The organism is Streptomyces sp. NPDC006510 (genome assembly GCF_040611955.1).
Taxonomy (GTDB): Bacteria; Actinomycetota; Actinomycetes; order Streptomycetales; family Streptomycetaceae; genus Streptomyces.
In genome coordinates this window covers 1-24,930 of sequence record NZ_JBEXPH010000128.1, presented here as the reverse complement: position 1 = coordinate 24,930, position 24,930 = coordinate 1, and the positions used below count along the sequence as shown (strand labels likewise).

Genomic DNA, 24,930 nt, shown 5'->3' with positions numbered 1-24,930 from the left:
CCTGGGAGGTGAGCCGGGAGAAGCGCACGTCCCAGGATGTCGTCCGGCACAAGCTCGTCGGCCGTATCGTCGACGCGTACGAGAACGGACCCGCCACCTTCGCGCTGGTGATCCTTGCCCTGACCGGCGCCACGGGGGTCGGCATCCGGACCGCGGGGAAGGTGCTGCCCACCCTGTCGCGGCGCCGGCTGCTCGCTCTGGCCACCGCCGTCACCGGCGTCGCGCTGCTCGCCATGGGCCTTGTGCCGGACACGGCAACCGTGCTGATGATCGCGGTGCTCGCCGGTTACGCCGCGGGCGTCGCCGCCCACACCGGTCATGTCCTGGTCGACCAGGAGACCGAGGAGTTCCGCCGGGCCAGGACCACCGAGCACCTCCAGGCCGTCGTACGGGTCCTCATCGCGCTCGGCGCGCTCGCGGGTCCGCTGCTGGCCGCCGCGATCGGTGCCCACCGGCTGGGCTCGGGCGACTTCGTCTTCGAGCACGGTGGAGCGGCCTTCGCCCTGATGCTGATCGGCGCGCTGCTGCTGCCGGTCGCCGTGATCGTCCTCGCCAAGACGGACGACCGCTCCGGAGTGCCGCTGCGCCGCGATCTGCGTGAGGCGCTGCGCGGCGGCGACCCGGCCGTCGCCCCCGCCGCGACCGGTTTCTTCATCGCCCTGGAGGGCGGCGACGGCGCGGGCAAGTCCACCCAGGTCGAGGCGCTCGCCGAGTGGATCCGCGCCAAGGGCCACGAGGTCGTCGTCACCCGCGAGCCGGGCGCGACACCGGTCGGCAAGCGGCTGCGCTCGATCCTGCTGGACGTTTCGTCGGCCGGGCTGTCCAACCGGGCCGAGGCACTGCTGTACGCCGCCGACCGCGCCGAGCACGTCGACTCGGTCGTCCGCCCGGCGCTGGAGCGCGGTGCGATCGTCATCTCCGACCGCTACATCGACTCGTCCGTCGCCTACCAGGGCGCGGGCCGCGACCTCTCCCCGACCGAGATCGCCCGGATCTCGCGCTGGGCGACGAGCGGGCTCGTACCGCATCTGACGGTGCTGCTGGACGTCGATCCGGAGACCGCACGGGAGCGGTTCACCGAGGCTCCCGACCGGCTGGAGTCCGAGCCGCCGGAGTTCCACGCCCGGGTGCGGGCCGGCTTCCTGACGCTGGCCGCGGCCGACTCGACCCGCTACCTGGTGGTGGACGCGGGCCAGGACCCGGAGTCGATCACCACGGTCGTACGTCACCGGCTCGACCAGCTCCTTCCGCTTTCCGAGGCCGAGATCAAGGCCCAGGAGGAGGCGCGCAAGGCCGCCGAGGAGGAGGCCAGGCGCAAGGCCGAGGAAGAGGCGGCCCGCAAGGCCGAGGAGGAGCGGCTGGAGCGCGAGCGGCAGGAACAGCTCGCCAAGCTCCGTGCCGAGGAGGAGGAGCGAAAGGCCCGCGAGCTGGAGGAAGCACGCCGGCGCGAGGCCGAACGCCAGGCGGAGGAGGCCCGGCAGCGGGCCGAGGAAGCCCGCCGGGTGGCCGAGGAGGAGCGCGTCCGTCGGGAGGCCGAGGAAGCGGCCCGTGAGGCCGAGCAGGCCAGGCTGCGCAGGCAGGCCGAGGAGGAGGCGCGGCTGCGCAAGGAGGCCGAGGCGCTGCGGCTGGAGAAGCAGCGCAAGGCCGAAGAGGCGCTGTTGCGTGCCGAGGAGGCCCGCAGGCGTGCCGAGGCCGAGGCCGCCGCCGCGGCGGCGAAGGCCCGGGCGGAGGCTGCTGCGGCGGCGTCCGTGCCGGAGAACGAGATCACGGTGCCGACGCCGATCGTCAACCCGAACGACGTGACGCAGCAGGTGCCCGCGCCGGACAGCTCGCCCACGTCCTCCGACGAGGCCGAGACGACGATGATCCCCAAGATCCAGGACTGGTCGGAGCGGCCCGGTGCGGCCGGCGCCGCCGGTGCGGCGGACGAGACGGCGGTCCTTCCTCCGGTGCGGGACGTTCAGAATGTTCGGGACGCGGATCCGGCGGACCGGATTCCGCGGGGCATCTTCCGCGACGAGCGCCCGGCGGGCTCCGTACCGGAGCGCGAGAACGAGCGCACCCGTGAGCTTCCGCAGATCGACGATCCGCATGCGGGTGCCCCGCGGCAGCCGGTCCAGGATCGCTGGGACGGCCAGGAACGTCAGGAGCACTCCGGCCGTCGTCCTCGTCCCGACTGGGCCGAGGAGACCCCGCTGGACGATCTGCCGACGCTGGCGGACGAGCTGCTGGGCGATCACCGCGACCACGAGGACGACGGGGACCCGGGCCGCTCGGGCCGCTCGGGCCGGGGGCGTCGCCCGCGCCGCTGACCGTGACGGCTGTCGGGCGGGCCGGTCCCGGCCCGCCCGACAGCCGGATCGGGGGTGCTGCGGCCTCGCGGTGCTGCCGGGCCGCCTTGTTGCCGGGATTGTCAGACCCGTCCCCCACAATGGGAGTCGGATCGGGAAGCCGGATCGACAAGCAGTGACCAAGCAGTGACATCAGAGCTGCGCGGCGGCACCGCACGACGGCCGCGCAGCGCACACACCACCGGAAGGGCGGTGACCCATGACCGTATGGGACGACCTGGTCGGCCAGGACCGGGTGCAGGAGCAGCTCGGCGCCGCCGCCCGGGACGCCGATGCGCTGGTCACCGCCCACTCCGCGGGGGAGCCGGTCCCGACGGGGTCGAAGATGACCCACGCCTGGCTGTTCACGGGACCGCCGGGCTCCGGCCGTTCCACCGCCGCCCGCGCCTTCGCCGCCGCCCTCCAGTGCACCAGCCCCGACCGCGCCCTGGGCGGAGCACCCGGCTGCGGCTTCTGCGACGGCTGCCACACCAGCCTCATCGGCACGCACGCCGACGTCGAGGTGGTCCGTACCGACCTTCTCTCCATCGGTGTGAAGGAGACCCGCGACCTGGTCCGCCGGGCCCAGCTCTCCCCGGCCGTCGGCCGCTGGCAGGTCATCGTCCTGGAGGACGCCGACCGGCTCACCGAAGGCGCGGGGAACGTACTGCTGAAGGCGGTCGAGGAGCCCGCGCCCCGCACGGTGTGGCTGCTCTGCGCTCCCTCCCTCGAAGACGTGCTGCCCACCATCCGCTCCCGCTGCCGTCACCTCACGCTGCGCACGCCCCCGGTCGACGCGGTCGCCGACGTGCTGATCAGGCGTGACGGCATCGATCCGGAGCGGGCCGCGTCCGCCGCCCGGGCCACGCAGGGCCACATCGGCAGGGCCCGCCGCCTCGCCACCGACGAGCGGGCCCGCTCGCGTCGCGCCGCCGTGCTCAAGCTCCCGTTGCGGGTCGAGGACATCGGGGGCTGCCTCAAGGCCGCCCAGGAGCTGATCGACACCGCCACCGATGACGCCAAGCAGGTCTCCGAGGAGGTCGACGTCAAGGAGACGGAAGAGATGAAGGCCGCGCTCGGTGCCGCCGCCGGGGGACGGCTGCCGCGCGGTACCGCAGGGGTGATGAAGGAGCTGGAGGACAGACAGAAGCGACGCAGGACGCGTACGCAGCGCGACAGCCTCGATCTCGCGCTCACCGATCTGACCGGCTTCTACCGTGACGTACTGGCCATCCAGCTGGGCTCGGGGATCGCCATCGCCAATGCGGACGCACAGGACGCCCTCGACCGCATCGCCCGCTCCTCCACCCCCGAGCGCACGCTGCGCCGGATAGAGGCGGTGATCGCCTGCCGCCGGGCGCTGGACCGCAATGTGGCGCCGCTGCTCGCGGTGGAGGCGATGACGATGGCGTTGCGCGCGGGCTGACACCACCCGCTCCGGCCGCAGCCGCCCATCGGCATCAGCCCGTTCACGATCGCTCATTCACGATCGCTCATTCACCCGTCCGAGGAACGAAACGGGCGAGCCGTCACATGGCGACTACGCTCCGGGGATGAACACCAGGCGCTCGCTCCGCATCCTCGCCACCACGCTCGGCATCGCCGGCCTTCTCATCTCCGGCTGCACCAGCGGCAGTTCGACGAGCGCCTCACCGTCCGCATCGTCCACACCGCCCGTCCCCGCAGCGCTCAATTCGTACTACGCACAACAACTGAAGTGGCGGGACTGCGGCGTCGAGGGGTTCCAGTGCACGACGATGAAGGCACCACTGGACTACAAGAATCCGGACAGCGGCGACATCAAGCTGGCCGTCTCCCGCAAGAAGGCCACCGGACCCGGCGAGCGGATCGGCTCCCTCCTGGTGAATCCGGGCGGCCCCGGCGGATCGGCCATCGAGTATCTCCAGAGCTACGCGGCCGTCGGCTACCCGGCCCAGGTCCGGGCCCGGTACGACATGGTCGCCATCGACCCGCGCGGAGTGGCCCGCAGCGAGCCCGTCGTATGCCTCACCGGTCCGCAGATGGACAGCTACACCGAGGTCGACCAGACCCCGGACGACGCAGCCGAGGTCACCACGCTGAGCGGCACGTACCAGCAGTTCGCGGGCGGCTGCGAGAAGCGCTCCGGCGAGATCCTGCCCCATGTCTCCACCGTCGAGACCGCCCGCGACATGGACATGCTGCGGTCCCTGCTGGGTGACGAGAAGCTGAACTACGTCGGGGCGTCGTACGGCACCTTCCTGGGCGCGACGTACGCAGGACTCTTCCCCGCCCGGGTCGGCCGCATGGTCCTCGACGGTGCGATGGACCCGTCGCTGACCGCCATCGACCTGAACCGCGACCAGACCGCCGGCTTCGAGACCGCGTTCCAGGCCTTCGCCGCCGACTGTGTGAAGAAGACGGACTGCCCGCTCGGCACCACGTCGACCGCCGACGCCGCCACCCGCCTGAAGCGGCTCTTCGCCGACCTCGACGCCCGCCCGATCGCCACCGGCGACTCCCGCAGGCTCACCGAATCCCTGGGCACCACCGGGGTCATCGCCGCCATGTACGACGAGTCGGCCTGGCCCCAGCTCCGCGAGGCTCTCGCCGGCGCCCAGAAGGGCGACGGCTCCGGCCTGCTCTCCCTGTCGGACAGCTACTACGAACGTCGGCCGAACGGCACCTACGCCAACCTCATGTTCGCCAACGCCGCCGTGAACTGCCTGGACCTGCCGCCCGCCTTCGCCGACGCCAAGGCCGTCCCCCGGGCCGTTCCGGGCTTCGAGAAGGCATCCCCGGTCTTCGGCAGGGCCTTCGCCTGGGCCGCCCTGAACTGTGCCCACTGGCCGGTCCCGCCCACCGGCACCCCCCACCGCATCGAGGCGAAGGGCGCGGCCCCGATCGTCGTGGTCGGCACCACCCGCGACCCGGCCACCCCGTACAAGTGGGCCCAGTCCTTGGCCGGCCAGCTCTCCTCCGGCACCCTCCTCACCTACCAGGGCGACGGTCACACGGCGTACGGCCGCGGCAGCGACTGCATCGACACGGCGATCAACACCTACCTCCTGGAAGGCACCCCGCCGAGCAAGGGCAAGAAGTGCTCCTGACCACCCCGCCTCACCACTGACCTGCAAAAACAGCTCGGAGCGAGGCTGGTACGGAGCACCCCCGGAAACTGTGTAGACTTGGCGACGCTGCTGATCGCACCATGGTGCGACAGGGTGTGCCGCCTTAGCTCAGTTGGCCAGAGCAACGCACTCGTAATGCGTAGGTCTCGGGTTCGAATCCCGAAGGCGGCTCATTGAAGACCCAGGTCAGACACTCTCTGACCTGGGTCTTTTTTATCGTCGGCGGGCCGGGGGCCGACCGGGCCGAGGGGGAACACCCCCGGCGTACCACGGCCGTCCACAGGGCAAGGGACACCGGGCCCGCTGTCCGCCGGGCAGATGGGCCGGCTCCCGCCCGTCCGGATCCAGCCCCGGACCGGAGGCGACGCGGGGCACCGGCGCTTGAGCGATTACGGGGAAGTCATGGGGGCGAGGAGTGGCTTCGTTATCGCCGCAGGTACTGCAGCACAGTGAGGCCGAGGCCCGCCGTCGTGGCGCATGCGGTGCCGGCGGCGGCGAGGGAGCCGGCGAGGCCGATGCCGACGGTGTGCATGAGGATTCCCGTCGTCTGGCCGATGAATGCGGCGAGGAGGACGACGACGAGTACCAGAAGAGGGCGTGCGGGATCGGGTGTGGTCTGGTTGCCGGTGCTCATGGGCTGGCTTTCCTTCTCGTGGTTCGGCGGGAGTGGATGGGGGCGGGCAGCCGGGGTTCAGCGGGTGGGGGCGAGCAGGTGGTCGGCCATCAGGATGCGGGCCTCGGCGGCCTTCTCCGCCAGTTCCCGGTGGGCGCGGGCCTGTTGGTCCTGGGCGCGGAGGAGCGCGACGATGCGCTGCTGGACCGGGAGCGGCGGGAGGGCGACCTCGATGCTGCGGAGCACTTCGGAGGAGACCGAGGGGACGGCGGTGGACGCGGCCCGGTCCTTGATCCGGTCCATCATGTCGTCGCGGTCCAGGGCGAGATGCAGGTACTCGGGGACGATCAGGTCCGTCTCGACGCAGCGGATGCGGGTCACGTTGCCGCTCATCAGGAAGCCGCTCTGGTCGGGCCGTACGAGCGCGGGCCGGCGGGCGGCCCCGGCGCGGGCGAGGACGATGTCACCGCCGAGCAGCCGGTACTTCCGGCGGAGTTCGGCGAGCCGCTCGCTGACGAGACGCTCGTCGTCGGGCATCACTCGGCCTTCCCTGAGCTGATGGGGGTATACGGCCTGCACCTCAAGGGGCTCATCGGAGTGCCGGTCGTAGCGGCGGCTGGGCTTGGTGCCCGCCTGGATGTCGCAGATCTCGTGCAGGCGTACGGAACGCCGGGGTGCCTCGCGGAGCGGGACGAGCAAGGTGTGCGGGTTGTCCTGGGTGTGTGCGTGGGCCAGTCGGTCCGCGTTCCAGCACCGATCGGTCAGCAGGTCCACCTCGATGAGCCGCTGTCGTACGGAGGCGCGGGTCACCTTCGGGACGTCGGGCCGGATGTGGTCACGCGGGTTGAGCGAGGGATCGGCGTCCGCGGCGCTCAGCGACGCGGAGTCGACGACGGCGCAAGGGAGTTCGGGCTCCGCGCCCTCGCTTGCGGCCCGGTACGCCGCGAGGATTTTCAGCGTGTCGTCCGCTTCGAGGACGCGTCGGCCGCCGGTCTGCCGGCCGAGGTGCTGGGCGTCGAGAAAGATCACACGGTCGCATCTGTCGGACGGATGGCGCAGGAGCCACAGCATCACGGGGACCCTGGTCGGGGTGAACAGCCGGTCGGGGAGCGCGATCGCGGCCTCGACCACGCCGGCCGCCAGCACGTTCCTCCGGATGCCGAGTTCGGCGCGGTTGAGGGAGTTCCCCGCCTTGCTCGGCATCACGACGACGGCGCGACCGCCTTCTTTCAGCTGTTCGATGCTGTGCTGGAGGTAGGCGTACGTGGCGACCTCGTGCGGGGGAGGGCCGTACGGCCAGTCCCCGGTCCGCCGGTGCGGAGTGTCCCGGTCGACCTTCGTGTTGAACGGCGGGTTGGTCAGGACGAGGTCCGCCCGGGCCGGAGCGTCCGTGCGGTCACGCCACGGTTCGAGGGGCGAGCACCGGATCGAGGGGGGTGCGGCCCCGAGCAGGGCGAGCCGCAGTACGACCAAGGGCAGTGTCGCCTGAACGGCGGCCCGCCCCCGGACGTCGAAGTGGGCAGGCAGGGCGGCCGGGAACTCGCCTCCGCGCAGGAAGGGGTCGTACACGCTGCGCGGGTCTCCCCGGTGACTCTCAACAGCCAGGCGCGCGCCCAGCTCGGCCACGCCCCGGGGCGTGAAGAAATGGCGGGCCTGCGGCCGCACCAGGGCCTCGTACTGGGTGATCACCTCGTGGACGATGTCGGCGGGGGCGTGCTCGACGGCATGCATGAGGTCCCTCAACTCCTCGCAGGAGAGGAACTTCAAGCTGCCGAACGAGAACTCGACCGGCATGGTGTACCGGGCCTGCCGCAGCACCTGTTCCGTCCGGATCCTGATCTCCTCCAGCAGCACCGGACTTGTGGTGCCCGGCTCTGCGGCCCTGGCGTGCAGGCGTCCCCACGGACCGCGCCGGCGCAGCAGCAGGAGTGCGAGGAGCAGGGCGGTGAAGTCGAGGAGACTCTCGGGGTGTTCGGCCTTCACCGGCAGATCGCGCATGAACGAGAGGATCCGGTGGGTGCCGGAGGCCGCCGTGTTCTTCGGCGTGCGGTTCTGCCCGGTGGGCCGGGCGGGCTGGGTGAGCTGTGCGGGGCGGTCGGGGCGGTTCTGATCGTGCGGGTCCGCCGGCCGCTGTTCGGGGGGCCGCTCCCACGACTCGCCGAGGGACTTCCGCAGCCGTGCGCCGTAGGTGGCGCCGTCTCCCTCCTCCGGGGTCCGGAATCGGGTGGGTACGGGGCGGCTGTCGAAATAGCGGAGGGCCTGGGCCGGGTCGTAGTAGTCCGTATCCCCTACGCGGATGGGCTGGGGTGCTTCCTGGGGGGACCGCTTCCTCATCCGGGTGAGACTGGCGCGGTCGATCTGGAGCCGGTCCGTGAGCTGTTTGCTGGACAGCAGCCCATGGACGTCCACCGTGCGCTCGGCCGGGCTCTTCATGGTTCTCTTCCTCCTCGGCAACTTGCCTGTTCGGGGCTCGTGCTGAGTGGAAGTTAGTCGCGCGGGGCCGAGCGACGCATGTGCGTACCCTGTTCGGAGCCTTGGTGAAAGCGGGGCGGATTATGGTTCCTGAGCGGAGAGGGCTCCTGTGAGCTGGTCTTTTTCGTGCATCGGACTCAGGGAGCAATGACAAGGGGTTGTCATGCGGGATCCATGGACTTTCGGATTTCCGTGGCTTCCGTCCGGGTCGCCCGGTCGATCGCAGCGGCCTACGCTGCTTGTGGAGTTCTGTTCTCTCGTGACGGGAGTCGGCCCATGACGCGCTCGAACATACGACTGCGCAGGAGGGCCGCAGCCGCAGCGGCGGCCGGGTTGCTGGTTGTCTCGGTGCCGGTGGGAACGGCCTGGTCCGAGGAGACTCCGTCACCCTCCGTGTCCGCTTCGCCCACTGCCTCGGCATCGGCATCCGAGGAATTCCCGCAGCTCACCCCTGCCGTGGCCAGGCAGCTGGACCGGGCGGTCCGGCAGGTCATGGATGACGCGCGGGTGCCGGGTGTCACGGTCGGGCTGTGGGCTCCCGGCAAGGGGAGTTACGTCCGGGCCTTCGGGGTCGCCGACAAGAGTTCGGGCGCGCCCATGTCCACCGGCCTCAATATGCGGGTCGGCAGTGTGACCAAGACGTTCACGGTGACGGCGCTGCTCACCCTGGTCGACCAGGGCAAGGTCGGTCTGGACGATCCGATCGGGAAGTATGTGAAGGATGTTCCCAACGGGGACCGGATCACCTTGCGCGAACTGGCGGGGATGCGCAGTGGGCTCTTCAACTACTCCATGGATCCGGACTTCTTCAAGGCGCTGACGAGCGATCCGCAACGGCCGTTCACCCCGCAGGAGTTGCTGGACTACTCCTTCAGGCATCCCGTGCAGTTCCAGCCGGGTGAGAAGTTCGAGTACAGCAACACCAACGCGATTCTGCTGGGGCTCGTGGTGGAGAAGGCGAGTGGCCGGCCGCTGGCGGAGTACCTCGAACGGAATGTCTTCGAGCCGGCGGGCATGAACCACACGTTCCTGCCGCACAACGCGGCGTTCCCGGCCCCGCACGCCCAGGGGTACACCGACCAGACGGCGAGCGGCAAGACCGAGAACGCCACGTACTGGAACCCCTCCTGGGCGTGGGCCGCCGGTGGTGCGATCTCCGACCAGCGCGATCTGCGCATCTGGGCCCGAGTGCTGGCCACCGGCACTCTGCTCAGCCCGGCCACACAGGCCGAACGGCTGAAGACGGAGCCCAGCAACCTGCCGGACACCGGCTACGGCCTGGGCATCTTCGACGCCCATGGCTGGATCGGGCACAACGGCTCGCTGCCGGGGTACGAAGCCCTGGTCGTCTACCTGCCGGAGCCGAAGGCGACCCTGGTCGTGCTCCTCAACACGGACACGAATTACCAGGGTTCGGAACCGAGCACCCTCTTGGGTGAGGCGATCACCAGCGTCGTGACCCCGCAGCACGTCTATTCGCTGCCGGCCCAGCCTGCCGCAAAGTGAATCGGGCGGCGGAGCCGGTGTTCAGGTCGTCAATTCTGTGATCAGGGACGCCGCCCGGCCGATGAGTGCCACCTCGCGCGGGCTCATTGTCGGGTTGGCGGCGCGCCGAGAGGCAGCCTCGGCGAGGTGGTGGGCGGAGATGCCGCCGGACGCGGCGAAGTGCGGGAGCAGGGCGCCCAGCAGTGAGCGGGCGCCCGCCGACGCGGGAAACAGAGGGTCGACCGCCGCCTGGGCCAGGATCAGGGACGACATGGCCCGGTCCGCGGCCGGAACGCCTTCCCGGGTGTTGCTCCAGTCGATCACCACCGGGCCCCGGTCCGTCAACATCACGTTGTCCGGGTGCAGGTCCAGGTGGAGGATCCGGTCCTCGGGATGCGGGGAGAGCCGGGCCGGGACGGTGTGAAGTTCGGCGAGCAGGCCGGCCAGCATGGCTGCCGCATCGGCCGCCGACAGGTCACCGGCCAGCACCGATTTGAGCATCGTGGGGCCGTTCAGGCGTTGCAGCACCAGGTCGCAGGGGTCCGTCCCGGCGTCCCGGGGGCCCAGGCGGGGGACCGGGTAGCCGTGCGCGCGGAGGTAGGACATGACCATCCACTCGTGAGTGGCGTCCATGCCGTCGCGGTAATGGCGCAGGACCCAATTCTCATCGAGTGCGTACACATCGGCGGATCGTCCGGCACCCAGAAGCTCACCTATTCGCATGGGGCGAACCTACGGGGATCGGCGACGTATGTGGATGTCCTCGGCCCGACCACGGAGCAGGGAGTTCGTTGTCGCAGGTCAGGGGCCCCATAACGCGAAGTGAGGGGGCGAACGGGATCTCCTGGGGATGACGTGTACGCGGCTACCTTGACGTCAATTCCCCCGAAGTCAAGGAGAGTTCCGTGGAGAGGTCCATCCTCCGCAGACGTGCCCTGGCCGCATGTACCGCCACCATGGCCGTCGGTGTGCTCGCGCTGGCCGGTCTGACCGGCAACGCGTCCGCCGATCCGGCTCCCCAGCTCCGTACCCCCACCGCCACCGGGGCCGGGCAGCTCGCGCCCGGTCTGCTGAAGGCCATGCGACGCGATCTCGGTCTGACCGCCGCCGAGGCGCGCAGCCGGATCGGTCACGAGAGCCGGGCGGCGGCCGTCGCCGCCGGGCTGCAGCGCTCCCTCGGCGCGGAGTTCGCCGGAGCCCGGGTGAGCGGTGCCGACGCGGCCCTGACCGTGGCCACCACCGACGCCGCGGACGTCGCCCGGATCCGCGAGGCCGGTGCCAAGCCCGTCGTCGTCGAGCACAGTCAGGCCGAACTCGACGCCGCCAAGGCCGCGTTGGACCGGGTGGCGTTGCGCAGCGCCACCGAGGGCGTGCCCGTCTGGTACGTCGACGTGGCCACCAACCGGGTCGTCGTGCAGGCCGCCCGCGCCTCGGCCGCCGATGGATTCCTGGCCGCCGCGGGTGTGTCGCGAGAGATGGTGACGATACGTCAATCGACGGAGCGGCCACGTACGTTCGCGGATCTGCGGGGCGGTGACGCGTACTACATGAACGGCTCGGGTCGCTGCTCCATAGGCTTCCCCGTCAAGCGCGGCAGTGGCCAGTCCGGCTTCGTCAGCGCCGGTCACTGCGGAACGCCCGGGGTCAGCACCAGCGGATACAACCAGCAGGCCCAGGGCTTCTTCCAGGGCTCCACCTTCCCCGGCCGCGACTACTCCTGGGTCGCCACCAACACCAGCTGGACGCCGCGTGCGCTGGTGAACGGATACGGCAACGGCGACGTGACGGTCACCGGGTCCACCGAGGCGCTGGAGGGCTCGTCGGTCTGCCGCTCCGGCTCGACGACCGGCTGGCACTGCGGGACGGTTCAGCAGCGCAACACCAGCGTCACCTACCAGGAGGGCACCGTCTCCGGGGTGACCCGCACCAATGTGTGTGCCGAACCCGGCGACTCCGGCGGTTCGTTCATCTCCGGCAGCCAGGCGCAGGGCGTCACCTCCGGCGGCTCCGGCAACTGCTCCCAGGGCGGTACGACGTACTTCCAGCCGGTGAACCCGGCGCTCCAGGCGTACGGACTCACCCTGGTCACCAACGGCACCCCGACCGACCCGCCCACCAACCCGGGCGGTACCTGGGCGGAGGGAACGACGTACGCGGCGGGCGACGTCGTGACGTACGGCTCCGACAGCTACCGCTGCCTCCAGCCGCACCAGGCCCTGCCCGGCTGGACGCCGCCGAACGTGCCGGCCCTCTGGCAGCGCATCTGAGGGCTGTCCCGCAGTCCCCGGCCGGTCCGGCGAGCCCGGCGGCTCCGGCGGGGCCGCCACCGGATACCGCGCCCGCCCGGCTTCCACTCCACGCCTCCCGGCCGGGCGGCGCGCACCCCCGCCCCTGCTCTGTGTCATGCACGTGCCCTTCCCCCACCCGAGGAATCAGCCATGACCCCAGAACCGACCGAAGGCCCCGGCGACGACCGCCGGATCAGCCGCAAGACACTGCTCAGGGCCGCGCTCGTGGCCGGCACCGTCCCGCTGCTCGCGGGCGGCGGCGTCGCGCTGGCCCGCGATGCCGGTACCGGCGGCCGACCACTGGCCCCCACGCCGAATTGCGACGACGGTGACGGCCCGACCCACGACCAGATCGAGGGGCCCTATTTCAAGCCCAACTCCCCCCTCCGTACGAGCCTGGTGACCGGCAGCACGCCCGGTGTCCGGCTGACCGTGAGCGGCTATGTCTTCGGGCGGGCCTGCAGGCCCATCCCCGGAGCGCTGCTGGACTTCTGGCAGGCCGACACCAACGGCGCGTACGACATGAGCGGATTCGCTTTCCGCGGGCACCAGTTCACCGATCAGTCGGGGGCCTTCAGCCTGACCACGATCGTGCCGGGGCTGTACCCGGGGCGTACGCGCCACATCCACGTCAAGGTCCAGGCGCCCGGTTCGGGCATCCTGACCACCCAGCTGTACTTCCCCGACGAACCGCGCAACAACACCGACGCCATCTTCGACCCGGCGCTCCTGATGAACGTCCGGGACGCCGGCTCGGCGAAGGAGGGGACGTTCGACTTCGTCCTCGACGTCGCCCAGAACCCGACCGATCCGCCCACGGACCCGCCGACCGACCCGCCGGGCTCCACCTGGGCAGCCGGAACGCTCTACAGCGCGGGAGACCGCGTCACGTACGGCGGGGTCGCGTACCGCTGTCTGCAGGCGCACTCGGCCATGGCCGGCTGGGAACCGCCGAACGTCCCCGCGTTGTGGGAACGTGGGTAGCTACGCGTCTCAGCGGGCGTACACCGCTGCGCGGGCGTGCCCCGGGGTGTCCTTCGCGGGGCACGCGCCGCGCCAGGTCCGGCCCGGACCGCTCCCCCCGGACCGTCCCCGCCCCGGCCCTGCCCCGCCCGGGTTCCTGCCAGGGGCCGGGCGCCGGGTGGCGGAGTAGCCTGGGTGGGTACGGCTCCCGGTGAGCCGCTCGTGTCGGCCTGCGCATCGAAGGGGGCCGCTATCGCATGGACACCTTGGTCACTGTCGTGGTCGTCCTCGCGATGATCGCGATCGCAGCGTTCGTCATCCATCTGCTCAATACCCGGCACCGGCATCAGCATCTGCGTCCGGCGCACTACGACCACGGGCTGGCCGGGTTCGGCGAGGGACCGGGCCCCGGCGCCGCTTCGGGCCGGGGGGCCGATGCGCAACCGGCTTCCGGGTCCGCCCCCGGGCCGGAGACGGATCCTACTTCGCGTCCGAATAACGCTCCACCACCGCCGTAGTGAACGGAAAACGCACCGGTGTCTCGCCGAAGGCGGTCCGCCCGGCCAGTTCACCGGCCGCCCGGATCGCCTCCACCACGGCCTCCGCCTCCTCCTGCGGGCAGTGCACGATCACCTCGTCGTGCTGGAAGAAGACCAGCTCCGCCCGGAGTCCGGCAGTGCGCAGCGACTGGCGCAGGGCGGCCAGGAGCAGCAGCGCCCAGTCGGCCGCGCTGCCCTGCACCACGAAGTTGCGGGTGAAGCGGCCCCGCGCGCGGGCGTTCGACGAGGCGTAACCAGGGGTGAACTCTCCGTCGGGGGTGGGTGGTTCCGCGGTCTCCTGCGGGATGCCGGCCTCCTCGTCCGCCCCGCTCCCGGCCGCGGGAGGACTGGTCCGGCCCAGCCACGTCCGGACGAGACGTCCTTCCTCGCCCGCCTTCGCGGCATCGTCGACATAGGCCACGGCCAGCGGGAATCTCCGGCGCAGGGCGGCCAGGTTCTTCAGGCCGTCGCCCGAGGTCTGGCCGTAGACCGCGCTCAGCAGCGCGAGCTTGGCGTGCTCCCGGTCGCCGTGGAACGCCCGGTCCGACAGCGCCGTGTACAGATCGCCGTCATGGCCCGCCACCTCCATCAGGCCGCGGTCGCGGGAGATCGCGGCGAGCACCCGGGGCTCCATCTGGTCGGCGTCCGCGACCACCAGGCGCCAGCCCTCGTCGGCGACGACCGCCCGCCGGATCACCTTGGGGATCTGCAGCGCCCCTCCGCCGTTGGTCGTCCAGCGGCCGCTGACCGTGCCGCCCGGCTGGTACTCCGGGCGGAAGCGGCCGTCGCGCACCCAGTCCTGGAGCCAGCTCCAGCCGTGGGCCGTCCAGATCCGGTACAGCTTCTTGTACTGGATGAGGGGCTCCACCGCCGGGTGGTCCAGCTCCTCCAGCTCCCAGCGGCGGGTCGACTTCACCTTGACGCCGGCCTGCGCGAACGCCTTCACCACGTCGGCCGGGAGGTCGGGGCGGACCCGTCTGCCGAAGGCGGCCGACACCGCGTCGGCCAGCTCGGCCAGCCTGCGGGGCTCGCCGCCGCCCGCGTAACGCTCGCCGAGCAGTTCGTGGAGGACGTCCCGGTGGACGTCGGCGCGCCAGGGGAGGCCGGAGCGGTTCATCTCGGCTGCGACCAGCATGCCGGCCGACTCGACGGCCGTGAGCAGGCGCATCCTGCCCGGGTGCTCGGTGGCGTCGTGGCGGCGGAGCTGGTCGGCGTACACCTGGAGCAGGTCCTCGAAGGGCAGCCGGGTGCCGGACCGGGGCTCGAAGAGCGAGGACTGCGAGCCGGGCTCCGCGGAGCGGGGCGGGGGATCGGGGGGTACGGGGGCGTTGTGCAGGCGGGCGTGGGCGGCGGCCGCGGAGCGGGGTTCGCCGAGGCGGCCCTCATGGGCGAGGAGGAGGGATTCGGCGACCTCGATGTCGTAGCAGCGGCTCACGGGGACGCCGGCCGCGAGCAGCTGCGGGTAGATCTCGGCGGTGGAACGCCACACCCAGCGGGTGACCTCCGGGCGGGAGCGGACCGCCGCCACGAGGTCGGGCTCGGCCACGACCGGGGCGGCGGGCAGGCCGGAGGGGGCCAGCGGGGCGAGGAGGGCGCCGCCGGTCTCCGTCATGGCCAGAGCCCACCGTTCGGTCATGGCTTCGAGTCTGGCACCCGGTACTGACAACGGGACGCGGCGCGCGGGCGGGGGCGGGGCGGGCGCTGGGGACCGGGGACTGCGGTTCGGGGCTGCGGCCCGGGGATGTCCGTCCCCCGGGCCGCGGATGCCGGGCGGGCTCCGGGCCCGGGGGAGCGGAGGGCGTCAGGACTCGGACTCGCTCGTCCAGGTGCCCAGGGAGATCTCGGCGGTGATGCCGGGGCCGAAGCCGGCCATCAGACCACGATGGCCGTCGAGGGCCGATGCCTCGTCGAACATGCGGCCAAGGGCGTCGAGCACCACGGCGCTGGCTATGTTGCCGTACTCGGTGAGCGTGGCGCGGCTGAAGCGGAACGCTTCCGGCGGCACGTCGAGGAAGCGGCTCAGGTCGTCCAGGATGCGCGGACCGCCCGCGTGGATGATGTAGAAGTCCATCTTGCCCGCGTTCCACTGGTTCTCCTCGGCGACCGCCTCCAGGGCCGGCGCCAGCGGCTCCATGGTTCCGGGCACCCGCTTGTCGAGCTGGAAGTGGAACCCGGTGGACCGGACCGCGTAGGAGATCCAGTCCTCGGTGGCCGGGATGACGAACGAGCCGTTGCGCTCCAGACGTACTCCGGTGCCGCCGCTGCCCCGCAGTACGACGGCGGCTATGCCGTCGCCGAACAGCCCGTTGGAGAGCAGCGAGCCCACACCCAGGTCGGTGGGCTGGTAGCACAGCGAGCAGAACTCACAGGCGACGATCAGCACATTGGCGTCGGGGTAGGCCGTGCAGAAGTCGTGGGCCCGGTTGACCGCCGCACCGCCCGCGGCGCAGCCGAGCTGTGCGATCGGCAGCTGCCGGGTCTCCGGGCGGAAGCCCAGCTCGCCGATGAGCCAAGCGGTCGGCGGCGGCATCATGAAGCCGGTGCAGGAGACGTAGACGATCAAGTCGATCTGCCGCGGCTCCAGTTCGGCCTGGTCGAGGGCCTGGCGGACCACCGCGGGCACCCGGGCCTTGGTGTGCTCCTCATAGGTGATGCTGCGGGCGTCGAAGCCCGGGTGCTGCAACACCTTGTCGATCGGCTGGATCAGGTGCCGCTTCTGTACCCCGGTGTGTTCGATCAGACGAAGGACCAGGTCGATCTGCGGATGGTCGCCGTGCAACCGTTGGGCCAGCTCAAGGGTTTCCTCGTTGGTGATGACGTACTCGGGAACCGCGATGGCCGGCTTGCAGAGAACCGCCATGGAGCTCCTCCTAGCGGACATGGTCCACACGGCCGGGCCCGAACGGTTCCGGGGCGTCCCCGGCCGGAGGCGGCCACCACGGCTCCGCACACGCGGCGTTGCGTGGACGTGGAGTGCTGGTGGATTCCGGCGCCGGGTCAGGTACCCCTGGAACGGGCGCGGACGGGCCGACCGTCGAAGACTGAAGTTCTAGCCGTTCGTGGGCGGAACAGGATCCGTCACGGCTTGGGTGGCCGTCGGATTCACGTTAAGGCAGGCCGATCCTGGCCGCATGTCGAGCGCTCACGGAGCGTATGTGGGCCGCTCACGGAGCGCAGGCGGAGGGCGTGCCTGGATGTATTGCCCTGTGAGCTCGCAGAGTGCACTTCGCGCCGGGTGGGTCCTGGGCCGGGCCGCCCCGCCCCGGCTGCCCGCCCGGAACGCTCCGGGGCGGCCGGCGGGCCTGCGCTCCGGAGCGTTCCGGGTTGCCGTCGGCCGTGGGCCGACACACTCATCGACGACGGCCCGCAGTCGGCCACCGTACGTGCGCGGCCCATGCGTCGTCCGTGCACGGTGGCCCGGAAGGCGACCGGGACGCCCCGGTCACCAGGTGACGGGCAGTTCCAGGGGATAGCGCCAGATCGACGTTTTGTTCCACTGCACATCCTCGGCCGGGGTCGCCAGCTTCAGGGCCGGGAAACGCTCCAGCAGCGTGCCGATGGCGACCTGGAGCTCCGTGGCCGCGAGCGGGGCACCGAGGCAGTGGTGCCCGCCCCACCCGAACGTCATGTGGGACGGCCCCTGCCGCTCCAGGTCCAGCTCGTCGGGACGGTCGAACTTCCGGGCGTCACGGTTGGCCGTCAGATAGGAGACGTGCACGATGTCCCCTTCCCGGATCCGTACGCCGCTCAGCTCCACGTCCTCGGTGGCGACCCGGGGGATGCCGACACCCTTGCGGAAGGGGATGAAGCGCAACAGCTCCTCGATGGCCTGCGGGAGCATGTCGGGGCGATCGCGCACCATGGCGAGCTCGTCGGGCCTGGTGAGCAGGGTGTAGGCGATGTTCCCGATCTCGTACGTGGTGGTGTCCTGGCCGGTGATGAGCAGGACCATGGCCATGACGGTCAGTTCCTGGTCGTCGAGGATCTCGTCCCCGTCGCGAGCGGTGGCCAGCGCGCTGATCAGGTCGTCGCCCGGGTTCGCGCGCCGCTCGGCGGTCAGCGTCTCGAAGTAGCCGCGGAGATCGGCCTTGGCGCGTACCGCGGCGTCCTTGTTCTCGACGGTGGTGTCCATCATGGTCCGGGCGTGGGCGCGCAGTTGGGCGCGGTCGGCCTCCGGAATGTCGAGGACCTCGCAGATGGTGGTCAGGGGCAGCGGGGCCGCCAGATGCTCGAACAGGTCGGCGGGGGCGCCGTGCTCCTCCATGCGGTCCAGCAGTTCGTCGACCACATGCTGCGTGCGCACCCGCATGCGCTCCATGTGGCGGGGCGCGAAACCCTTGGAGATCAGGCTGCGCAGGCGGCTGCTGCCCGGCGGGTCCATCACGTTGATCGCTTCGTCCTGGACGATCGGTTCGGGGGTCATGCGCGGGAAGTTCCGGCCGATGATGGCGGTGCGGCTGAAGCGCCGGTCGGTGGTCACCGTACGCACGTCGTCGTAGCCGGTGACGAGCCATGCCTCGCCGTCGCCGTGCGGGAGACGGATCCGGGAGACGGGTTCTTCGGTCATCAAGTGCCTGAGCACCGGGTCGAATTCGAGGGCCTCGGCGTAGTCGAACGGGCAGTGCCGTGCGCCGGCTACTGGTTCCATGCGGAGCTCCAGACGGGGATCTGACGGGTGGTTCATGGCAGGTGCGGGCTGGACGGGACATGGGTGCCCGATCACCCGCAGGGCCACGCGCAGCCCCGGGCCGATTGGTCCATATGCAGAACGGATTCGACGGTGCCGGTCGCTGGACCGGCGCAATTCGGTCCAGCGACCGGTGCGGCAGGCGGCTCTCAGCCGCCGGGTACGACGTCGGTGGCGTCCACCGCGGGGCGCAGTGCGCGGGCGAGCTCGACGCCGTCGCCCACCGCCCAGAAGTGGGTGAAGAACAGGCGGGGGTCCTCCGACAGGTGGTGGTTGTGCAGCTCGACCAGCTTGATGCCGCCGCGCCGCAGGGCCTTCAGCACATGCTGCACCTCGTCGGCGAGCATGGCGCAGTCGCCGCTGAGCGCGGCCCGGCCGCCGCCCAGCGGCTGGAAGTTGAACGCGCTGGTCGATCCCAGTCCGCGAGGCAGGATCAGATGGCCGTCCGCGATGGTCTCGCGACGGTGGAAGAGGATCTTGTAGAGCCCGTCCTCGGTGGTTCCCTTGGCGCCCAGCACCGCCTCCATCCGGGCGGTGTCCAGGGCGACCCGGTCCGGCCCTTGCGGCGGCGCCGGGGGCGGGGTGCCGGTGCGGTCGAATCCCGCGCGCAGCCCGCGGGCCATGGCCACCGCGTCGTGGCCGTGTGCGTGGACATGGGTCCACCAGATGTCGGGGGTCTGGGAGAGCAGGTGCTTGTGGATCGCGGTCTGCTCGATCCCGTTCGCCTGCCATGCGTCGGTCACCCGCTGGAGCTCGTTCTCGGTGACCACCACGTCGCCCATGAGCATCGTGCTGCCGTCGGCGTAGCGGACGAAGGCCACATGCGTGCCCAGCGCGAGCCCCGGTGTGACGACGACGCCGTCGGAGACCACCAGGAGATCCCGTCGGGGGAAGCCCGTGTGGTAGGTCGTGTCGCGCAGCATGTTGCCGGGGCGGCCCAGCGCCTTCGCCACGCCCGCCCACTGCTCCAGGGTGGTCGGCACCGGCTTGATCCGCTTCCCGTGTCCCGCCCCGGTCGTTCCGGTGGGCAGGGTGCGGGCGGCGGCGGGGCTCGCCACGGTCAGTACCGGCGCGAGCGCGGCGGCTGCCAGTACGCGCCGCCGTGACGTGAGCGCCCCCGCGTTCGGGTCCTGCTGTCGGTCTCCGGTCATCATTCGATCGCCTCCATGGCGAGATGAAAGCATGCGAAATCATGATTAAAGGATGAAAGCGGATACATCGTCAGCGGGTGGGGCTGGATGGACTAAACGTGTTGTCCGGCCGGGTCCCGTACGGTCGCGCCGGGCCTTCTGCGGGGCCGGGGTTTCTACGGGTCTGGGCCTCCCGCCGGTACGGGCAGCGGCCGACCCCGCCCGTACGGCCCGCCGCCCCGGCCCCGCGCTTCAGCCCGTCGGCAGGGAGCGCCGCCGCACCGCCCCCGGCAGCACCGCCGCCCCCACCGCGACCAGCGCGCACACCCCCGCCGCACCGCCCATCGCCGCCCACTGCGCCGACACCACGACCGGCGCCGACACCGAGGCCGGCGCGGCGGCCAGGCCCGCCAGGTGCACCCCGGCCACGGCCAGGCCGAGCAGCGCCCCGAGCCCGACCGCGCACAGGGTCTCCCCGGCCACCACCGCGAGGACCCGCGGCCGGGTGGCGCCGGCCAGCCGGAGCGCGTCCAGCTCCGAGGAGCGTACGGACCCCGCCATCAGCATCGTGTTGGCCAGCGCGATCACGGTGTAGAGCAGCGCGATCCCCAGGATCACGGCCAGACCGGTCCGGGTCTGCGGACTCGTGCGCGGATACGTCGCGTCCAGCCACTGCTCCGTCGACCGCACCGTGCCGCCGGTCCCGCGCAGCCGCGCCGCGACGGAAGCGCGGTCGGCGCCCGGCGAGAGGCGTACGTCGATCCGGTCCACGGTGGCCGCCGGGGCGTTCGCCCTGGTCACGTAGGCGCCGTTGTTCCCCGTTCCGAGTGCCGGCACCGCCACGATCCGCAAGGAGGCGGGCCGCCCGTCGCCGAGCCACACCCGTACCGTCGAGCCCACCGTGTGCTGCTCCCACTCCTCGTTCACCACGATCGAGCGGTCGTCCAGATCCGCGATGTCGCCCGCCACCACCGGCAGCCGCCCGACCCGCGCCAGGGCCTTCGCGTCGTCCACTGCGCGGGCCTCGGAGGTGATGAGGGCCGAGCCCTCCTCGCGTACGTGGACGGCGGTCGGCGCGGAGGCGGACAGCGTGGCGCCGGGCACCGGCCGGACCCGCAACTCCTCGCCCGTCACGACCAGATCGGCCCCGGTGTGCTCGCGCACCTCCGCCGCCTTCGCCGCCGAGACCGTCATCGCTGAGCCGGCCACCGAACCGGCCAGCGCCACGGTGATCAGCACCGGGGCGGCCACCGCGGCCGTACGCCGCAGCGCCGCCGAGGTGTTCGCGGTCACCAGCATCCCGGTCGCCCCGGGCAGCCGGACCAGCCGGGCCAACGGGCGCACGAGCAGCGGCGCGAGCAGGGCGACGGCCGTGATCAGGACCATCGGCTGCGTGGTGTACGTCTTCCGCTTCAGCAGCGTGGACGGGTCGGTGACCAGCGACTTCGCCATCAGGAACGCGGCCCCCGCGAGCAGGGCGAAGCCCAGCAGCCGGCGGACCGGCGGGAGCACGCCGGCATCGACATCGGCCTCGCGCAGCGCCTCGGCGGGCCCGGTCCTGCCCGCCCGCCGCGAGGCGGCCCAGACCCCCGCGAAGGCCACGGCCTGACCGGTCCAGAAGGCGGCGTGCAGCGGCCAGGCGGCCGGCCGGACGACGAACCAGGAGGGTGCCAGCTGCTCGTCGACGAGCAGTCCGGCGAGCAGCGGTGCGGCCAGGCGGCCCAGCGCGCACCCGGCGGCGGAGGCCAGGGTGCCGACCACGGCGGCCTCCGTCAGCAGCAGCCGCCGCAGCTGGCCCGGTGGCGCCCGCCGTGCGCAGCAGCCCGAATTCGCGGCGGCGCAGCGCCACCGCGAAGGCGAAGGTCGACGCGACGACGAAGACCGAGACGAAGGCGGTGAGGCCGCCCGCGGTGCCGAGCAGGGCGTTCGCGGTCAGCAGCGCCTCGGCGTCCCGCTCGGTGGCCGGGTCGGCCCGGCGACGGTCGTCCCCGGTGAGGACCAGGGCGCGGCCGCCGACCACGCGGCGCACCTCGGCGACGGGAGCGTCCACGCCCACGGCGTCGGGTGCGTGCCGAACGCGTACGGCGTCCCTGCCGTCGTCCCGCGTCACCGGGCCGAGTGCCCGGAGGTCGCGCAGCAGTTCGATATCCACAGGGTGTGGATGAGCGAGTCCGCGGCTGAGCGTCTTTGTGGACGGCCCGCGCCGCACCCGTACGGTCAGGGTGTCGTTGCCCATCACCACCACCGGCGATGCGGCGAAGCGCCGAGGTGCCCGGTCCGGGGCGTCGAAGGTCGACGCGAGGCCGAGGCCCATGGTCGCGATCAGCCCCACGCCCAGCGCGAGCGCGACGAAGGTGCCCGTCAGCGCGGTCCAGCGGGTACGCAGGGAGGTCAGGGCGACGGTCAGCACGACGCCTCCCGCGAGCGATCCGGGACGGCCCCGGCGGCAGCGTTCCCGTCGTCGGTACCGCTTCCCCCGGCGGCAGCGCGTCCGCCGGTGCGCCCCGCCGCCATCCACGCCGCGATCCGCTCGGCGTCGAGCCCGGTCGGATCGTCCGCGATCCGCCCGTCGACCAGGAAGACCACCCGGTCCGCGTACGCCGCGGCCACCGGGTCATGGGTGACCATCACGATCGTCTGCCCCTCCAGGTCCACCAGCTCCCGCAGCATCTCCATCACCCCCTGGCTCGTCGCGGTGTCCAGCGCGCCGGTCGGTTCGTCGCCGAAAAGCGCCGCGGGCCGGGTGATCAGGGCCCGTGCCAGGGCCACCCGCTGCTGCTGGCCGCCGGACAGCTCGGTGGGCCGGTGCCCAGCCCGGTCCGCGAGACCGACCCGGGCCAGGGGGTCCCGTACCTCGGTACGGGACGGGCGGCGGCCCGCGAGCCGCAGCGGCAGCGCGACGTTCTGGGCGGCGGTCAGCGCTGGGAGCAGGTTGAACGACTGGAAGACGAAGCCGATCAGGTCCCGGCGCAGCAGTGTCAGCCGGCGCTCGCTCAGCCCGGTCAGCCGCACCCCGCCCACCTCGACGGTGCCGGACGTCGGCCGGTCGAGCCCGGCCGCGCAGTGCAGCAGCGTGGACTTGCCGGAACCGGACGGGCCCATGACGGCGGTGAAGGTGCCGACGCGGACGGTGAGGTCGACGGGGCCGAGGGCGTCGACCTCGCCATAGGCGCGGCGCACGGAGCGGAGCCGTACCGCGTCGGCGGCACTCGCACTCGCGGGAGCAACGGATGCGCGGGAGGAAGTCATGTCTTCGATCGAACCGTTTCCGCGCCCCGCGATCACGACCACCAGAGCCCGTCCACGGGGTAGGGCCGGCCATACCCCGCCGGACCACCCTGCCTACCCTGACCTCATGGAACCGGTGATCGACCAGGCCTTCGCGGCAGCCCTCTACTCGGACGGCGACGCCGGTCCCGACACCGGTGCCTCGCTCCTCGCCGCCGACCCGACGGCCGACGCGGAACTGTTCCGGCGCGGCGAGGAGTTCGTCCGCCGGGCCTGGGGGCGCGGCTGGCAGCCCGCCGACGTCATACGCATCGTCCGCCGCGAACTCGACGAGACCGCGGCCTGCCTCGCCGCCGGGCTGATCGTCTCGGAGACCGCACGGTACGAGCGGCTGCCAATCCGCTGGCGGTCCCAGCTCGACGGGCTGCCCGCCGCACCGCCCCGGAACCGGCCCGACCGTTTCTCCTACGCCCACGCCGTGCTCGGCCTGTACCGGCTGCTGCTCCGGCTGCCCGCGATCGAACCGGTCGGGCCCCCGCCCGGCACCTCCCCGCACGGGCTCCAGCTGCCGCCGGCCCACGACGAGCCCCGGATGCTGACCCGGATCCGTGCCCTGCTCGCCAAGGCGGAGGCGACCGGCTTCCCCGAGGAGGCGGAGGCCCTCACCACCAAGGCACAGGAGCTGATGGCCCGGCACTCCATCGACGAGGCCCTGCTCGCCGCCCGTACGCACAGCAAGGAGGCGCCGGGGGCGTGCCGGATCGGCGTCGACGCGCCGTACGAGACGGCGAAGGCGATCCTGCTCGACGCGGTGGCCGCCGCGAACCGCTGCCGTGCGGTGTGGAACAGCGACCTCGGCTTCTCCACGGTGATCGGCTTCGAGCCGGACCTGGACGCCGTGGAACTGCTCCACACCTCCCTGCTGGTCCAGGGCACGGTGGCGATGACGAAGGCGGAGGCGGGCCAGCGGGCCGGCGGACGCAAGCGGACCAAGACGTTCCGGCAGTCGTTCCTGATGGCGTACGCCCAGCGGCTGGGCAGCAGGCTCGCCGCCGACACCGCCCGGGTCACCGCGGCCGCCGAGGCCCGGACCGGAGCCGGGGCCGAATCGGCGGGGTCCGGCGACCCCGGCCTGCTCCCGGTGCTGGCCGCCCGGGACATGGCCGTCACGGACACCGCAGAGCGGATGTTCCCCGAGACCACGACCACCCGCGTCCGCGGCGCCACGGACCTGGACGGATGGACCCATGGCACGGCCGCGGCGGACCGGGCACGGATGGGCGGGAACGGCCCCGAACTCCGCGGCGGCCGCGGGAAGCGCTGAGGGATCAGGGGGCAGTCCATGACCGCGCCCGCATCCCGACAACTCGGAATTCCGGCAACTCGGGCCAATCGGTAATTCCGGTTAGGCTCTGGGCATGAGCTGGCTCCGGGCGCTGAAGGAGACCGCCCGCTCGGGGCTGTCGATCGAGCGGCGGCGTCTCGAACCGCTCATCGCGATCCGTGGTGCGGCCGGCCTCGCGCTCGTCATCGGGGTCAGCCTCGCGTTCTTCGGACCCGTGGTCGCCGCGAGTTCCGCGTTCGGCGCGTTCCAGGCGGCCATCGCCACCTTCCAGCGCAGCTGGCGCCCCCGGCCCGTCCTCGCCCTGGTCTCCGGGGCGAGCCTCGCCGTGTCGACGTTCCTCGGCTATCTCACCGGCTCCCGGCTGTTGCTGTTCCTCGCCCTGCTGGTGCTCTGGACGTTCGTCGCCGGCCTGGCCTGGGCGGCGGGGCCGACGGCCGGCATCATCGCGGCGTCGAACGTGGCGATCATGCTGGTCACGGTCACCCTGCCCACCTCCGTCGCCAACTCGGCCGTGCACGCCGTGATGATCCTGTTCGGCGGACTGGTGCAGGCGGCGCTGATCGTCCTGTTCCCGGTACGGAGATGGGGCGCCCAGCGGGACGCCCTCGCCGACGCGCTGGCCGCCGAGGCGGACTACGCCCGCCGGCTGCGTCACGACCCGCTCGCCTCCTTCGACCCGGTGCCGCTGATGACGGCCCGCAACGCGGCGGCGGTCACCCCGCGCCAGGCCCGCCGCAGGC

At 72.0% G+C, this 24,930-nt stretch carries 16 protein-coding genes, 1 tRNA gene and 1 pseudogene; 9 read left to right on the top strand and 9 right to left on the bottom strand.

Going from position 1 to position 24,930, the window contains the following annotated elements; all coding sequences use genetic code 11:
* From tmk to ABZY11_RS30220, 4 genes are all read left to right on the top strand, one after another.
* On the top strand, window positions 1-2,312 hold a 2,312-nt coding region (gene tmk, locus ABZY11_RS30235; protein WP_356482183.1), incomplete at its 5' end, for a dTMP kinase.
* A gap of 238 nt (window positions 2,313-2,550) precedes the next feature.
* Complete coding sequence (locus ABZY11_RS30230; RefSeq protein WP_356482182.1) at window positions 2,551-3,756, top strand: DNA polymerase III subunit delta'; 1,206 nt, start codon at window positions 2,551-2,553, stop codon at window positions 3,754-3,756.
* 127 nt (window positions 3,757-3,883) lie between these two features.
* Window positions 3,884-5,419 carry an alpha/beta hydrolase gene (locus ABZY11_RS30225; RefSeq protein WP_356482181.1) on the top strand — a complete coding sequence of 512 codons (1,536 nt, stop codon included), beginning with the start codon at window positions 3,884-3,886 and terminating at the stop codon, window positions 5,417-5,419.
* Between the two features lie 118 nt (window positions 5,420-5,537).
* Window positions 5,538-5,611, top strand: a tRNA-Thr gene (locus ABZY11_RS30220).
* Window positions 5,612-5,864: 253 nt separating this feature from the next.
* Here ABZY11_RS30220 and ABZY11_RS30215 read toward each other — a convergent pair.
* Both ABZY11_RS30215 and ABZY11_RS30210 read right to left on the bottom strand, forming a co-directional pair.
* Window positions 5,865-6,074, bottom strand: a complete 210-nt coding sequence (locus ABZY11_RS30215; RefSeq protein ID WP_356482180.1) for a hypothetical protein — start codon at window positions 6,072-6,074, stop codon at window positions 5,865-5,867.
* 57 nt (window positions 6,075-6,131) lie between these two features.
* Window positions 6,132-8,486 (bottom strand): N-6 DNA methylase, encoded by a 2,355-nt coding sequence (locus tag ABZY11_RS30210; RefSeq protein WP_356482179.1) that lies wholly within the window; start codon window positions 8,484-8,486, stop codon window positions 6,132-6,134.
* A gap of 315 nt (window positions 8,487-8,801) precedes the next feature.
* Between ABZY11_RS30210 and ABZY11_RS30205 the strand changes: the two genes are divergently transcribed.
* Window positions 8,802-10,031, top strand: coding sequence for a serine hydrolase domain-containing protein (locus ABZY11_RS30205; RefSeq protein WP_356482178.1), 1,230 nt, complete (start codon window positions 8,802-8,804; stop codon window positions 10,029-10,031).
* Between the two features lie 21 nt (window positions 10,032-10,052).
* Here ABZY11_RS30205 and ABZY11_RS30200 read toward each other — a convergent pair whose 3' ends face one another.
* Window positions 10,053-10,733 (bottom strand): phosphotransferase, encoded by a 681-nt coding sequence (locus tag ABZY11_RS30200; RefSeq protein WP_356482177.1) that lies wholly within the window; start codon window positions 10,731-10,733, stop codon window positions 10,053-10,055.
* A gap of 182 nt (window positions 10,734-10,915) precedes the next feature.
* Between ABZY11_RS30200 and ABZY11_RS30195 the strand changes: the two genes are divergently transcribed.
* Entirely contained in the window at window positions 10,916-12,277 is a 1,362-nt protein-coding gene (locus ABZY11_RS30195; protein ID WP_356482176.1) for an alpha-lytic protease prodomain-containing protein, read from the top strand.
* A gap of 171 nt (window positions 12,278-12,448) precedes the next feature.
* Window positions 12,449-13,282, top strand: coding sequence for a carbohydrate-binding protein (locus ABZY11_RS30190; RefSeq protein WP_356482175.1), 834 nt, complete (start codon window positions 12,449-12,451; stop codon window positions 13,280-13,282).
* Window positions 13,283-13,741: 459 nt separating this feature from the next.
* On the opposite strand, the gene ABZY11_RS30185 is transcribed toward ABZY11_RS30190, so the two are convergent.
* The 6 genes and pseudogenes from ABZY11_RS30185 to ABZY11_RS30160 form a co-directional block, all read right to left on the bottom strand.
* On the bottom strand, window positions 13,742-15,436 hold the full coding sequence (locus tag ABZY11_RS30185; protein ID WP_356482174.1) for a bifunctional 3'-5' exonuclease/DNA polymerase: 1,695 nt from the start codon (window positions 15,434-15,436) through the stop codon (window positions 13,742-13,744).
* Between the two features lie 165 nt (window positions 15,437-15,601).
* On the bottom strand, window positions 15,602-16,660 hold the full coding sequence (locus ABZY11_RS30180; protein WP_356482173.1) for a type III polyketide synthase: 1,059 nt from the start codon (window positions 16,658-16,660) through the stop codon (window positions 15,602-15,604).
* 582 nt (window positions 16,661-17,242) lie between these two features.
* The gene (locus tag ABZY11_RS30175; RefSeq protein WP_356482172.1) at window positions 17,243-18,448 is read right to left on the bottom strand and encodes a cytochrome P450; all 1,206 of its coding nucleotides are present in this window, start codon (window positions 18,446-18,448) and stop codon (window positions 17,243-17,245) included.
* Between the two features lie 188 nt (window positions 18,449-18,636).
* The gene (locus tag ABZY11_RS30170) at window positions 18,637-19,641 is read right to left on the bottom strand and encodes a DUF1259 domain-containing protein (RefSeq protein ID WP_356482171.1); all 1,005 of its coding nucleotides are present in this window, start codon (window positions 19,639-19,641) and stop codon (window positions 18,637-18,639) included.
* Window positions 19,642-19,869: 228 nt separating this feature from the next.
* Window positions 19,870-22,027: pseudogene (locus ABZY11_RS30165) on the bottom strand (ABC transporter permease).
* Window positions 22,021-22,866 carry an ABC transporter ATP-binding protein gene (locus ABZY11_RS30160; protein WP_356482170.1) on the bottom strand — a complete coding sequence of 282 codons (846 nt, stop codon included), beginning with the start codon at window positions 22,864-22,866 and terminating at the stop codon, window positions 22,021-22,023. Before ABZY11_RS30160 ends, ABZY11_RS30165 begins: the two are co-directional and overlap by 7 nt.
* Before the next feature lie 106 nt (window positions 22,867-22,972).
* Between ABZY11_RS30160 and ABZY11_RS30155 the strand changes: the two genes are divergently transcribed.
* Both ABZY11_RS30155 and ABZY11_RS30150 read left to right on the top strand, forming a co-directional pair.
* The gene (locus tag ABZY11_RS30155) at window positions 22,973-24,169 is read left to right on the top strand and encodes a DUF2786 domain-containing protein (RefSeq protein ID WP_356482169.1); all 1,197 of its coding nucleotides are present in this window, start codon (window positions 22,973-22,975) and stop codon (window positions 24,167-24,169) included.
* Between the two features lie 94 nt (window positions 24,170-24,263).
* Window positions 24,264-24,930 (top strand): FUSC family membrane protein (locus ABZY11_RS30150; protein WP_356482168.1); only part of this gene is annotated, 667 nt, incomplete at its 3' end.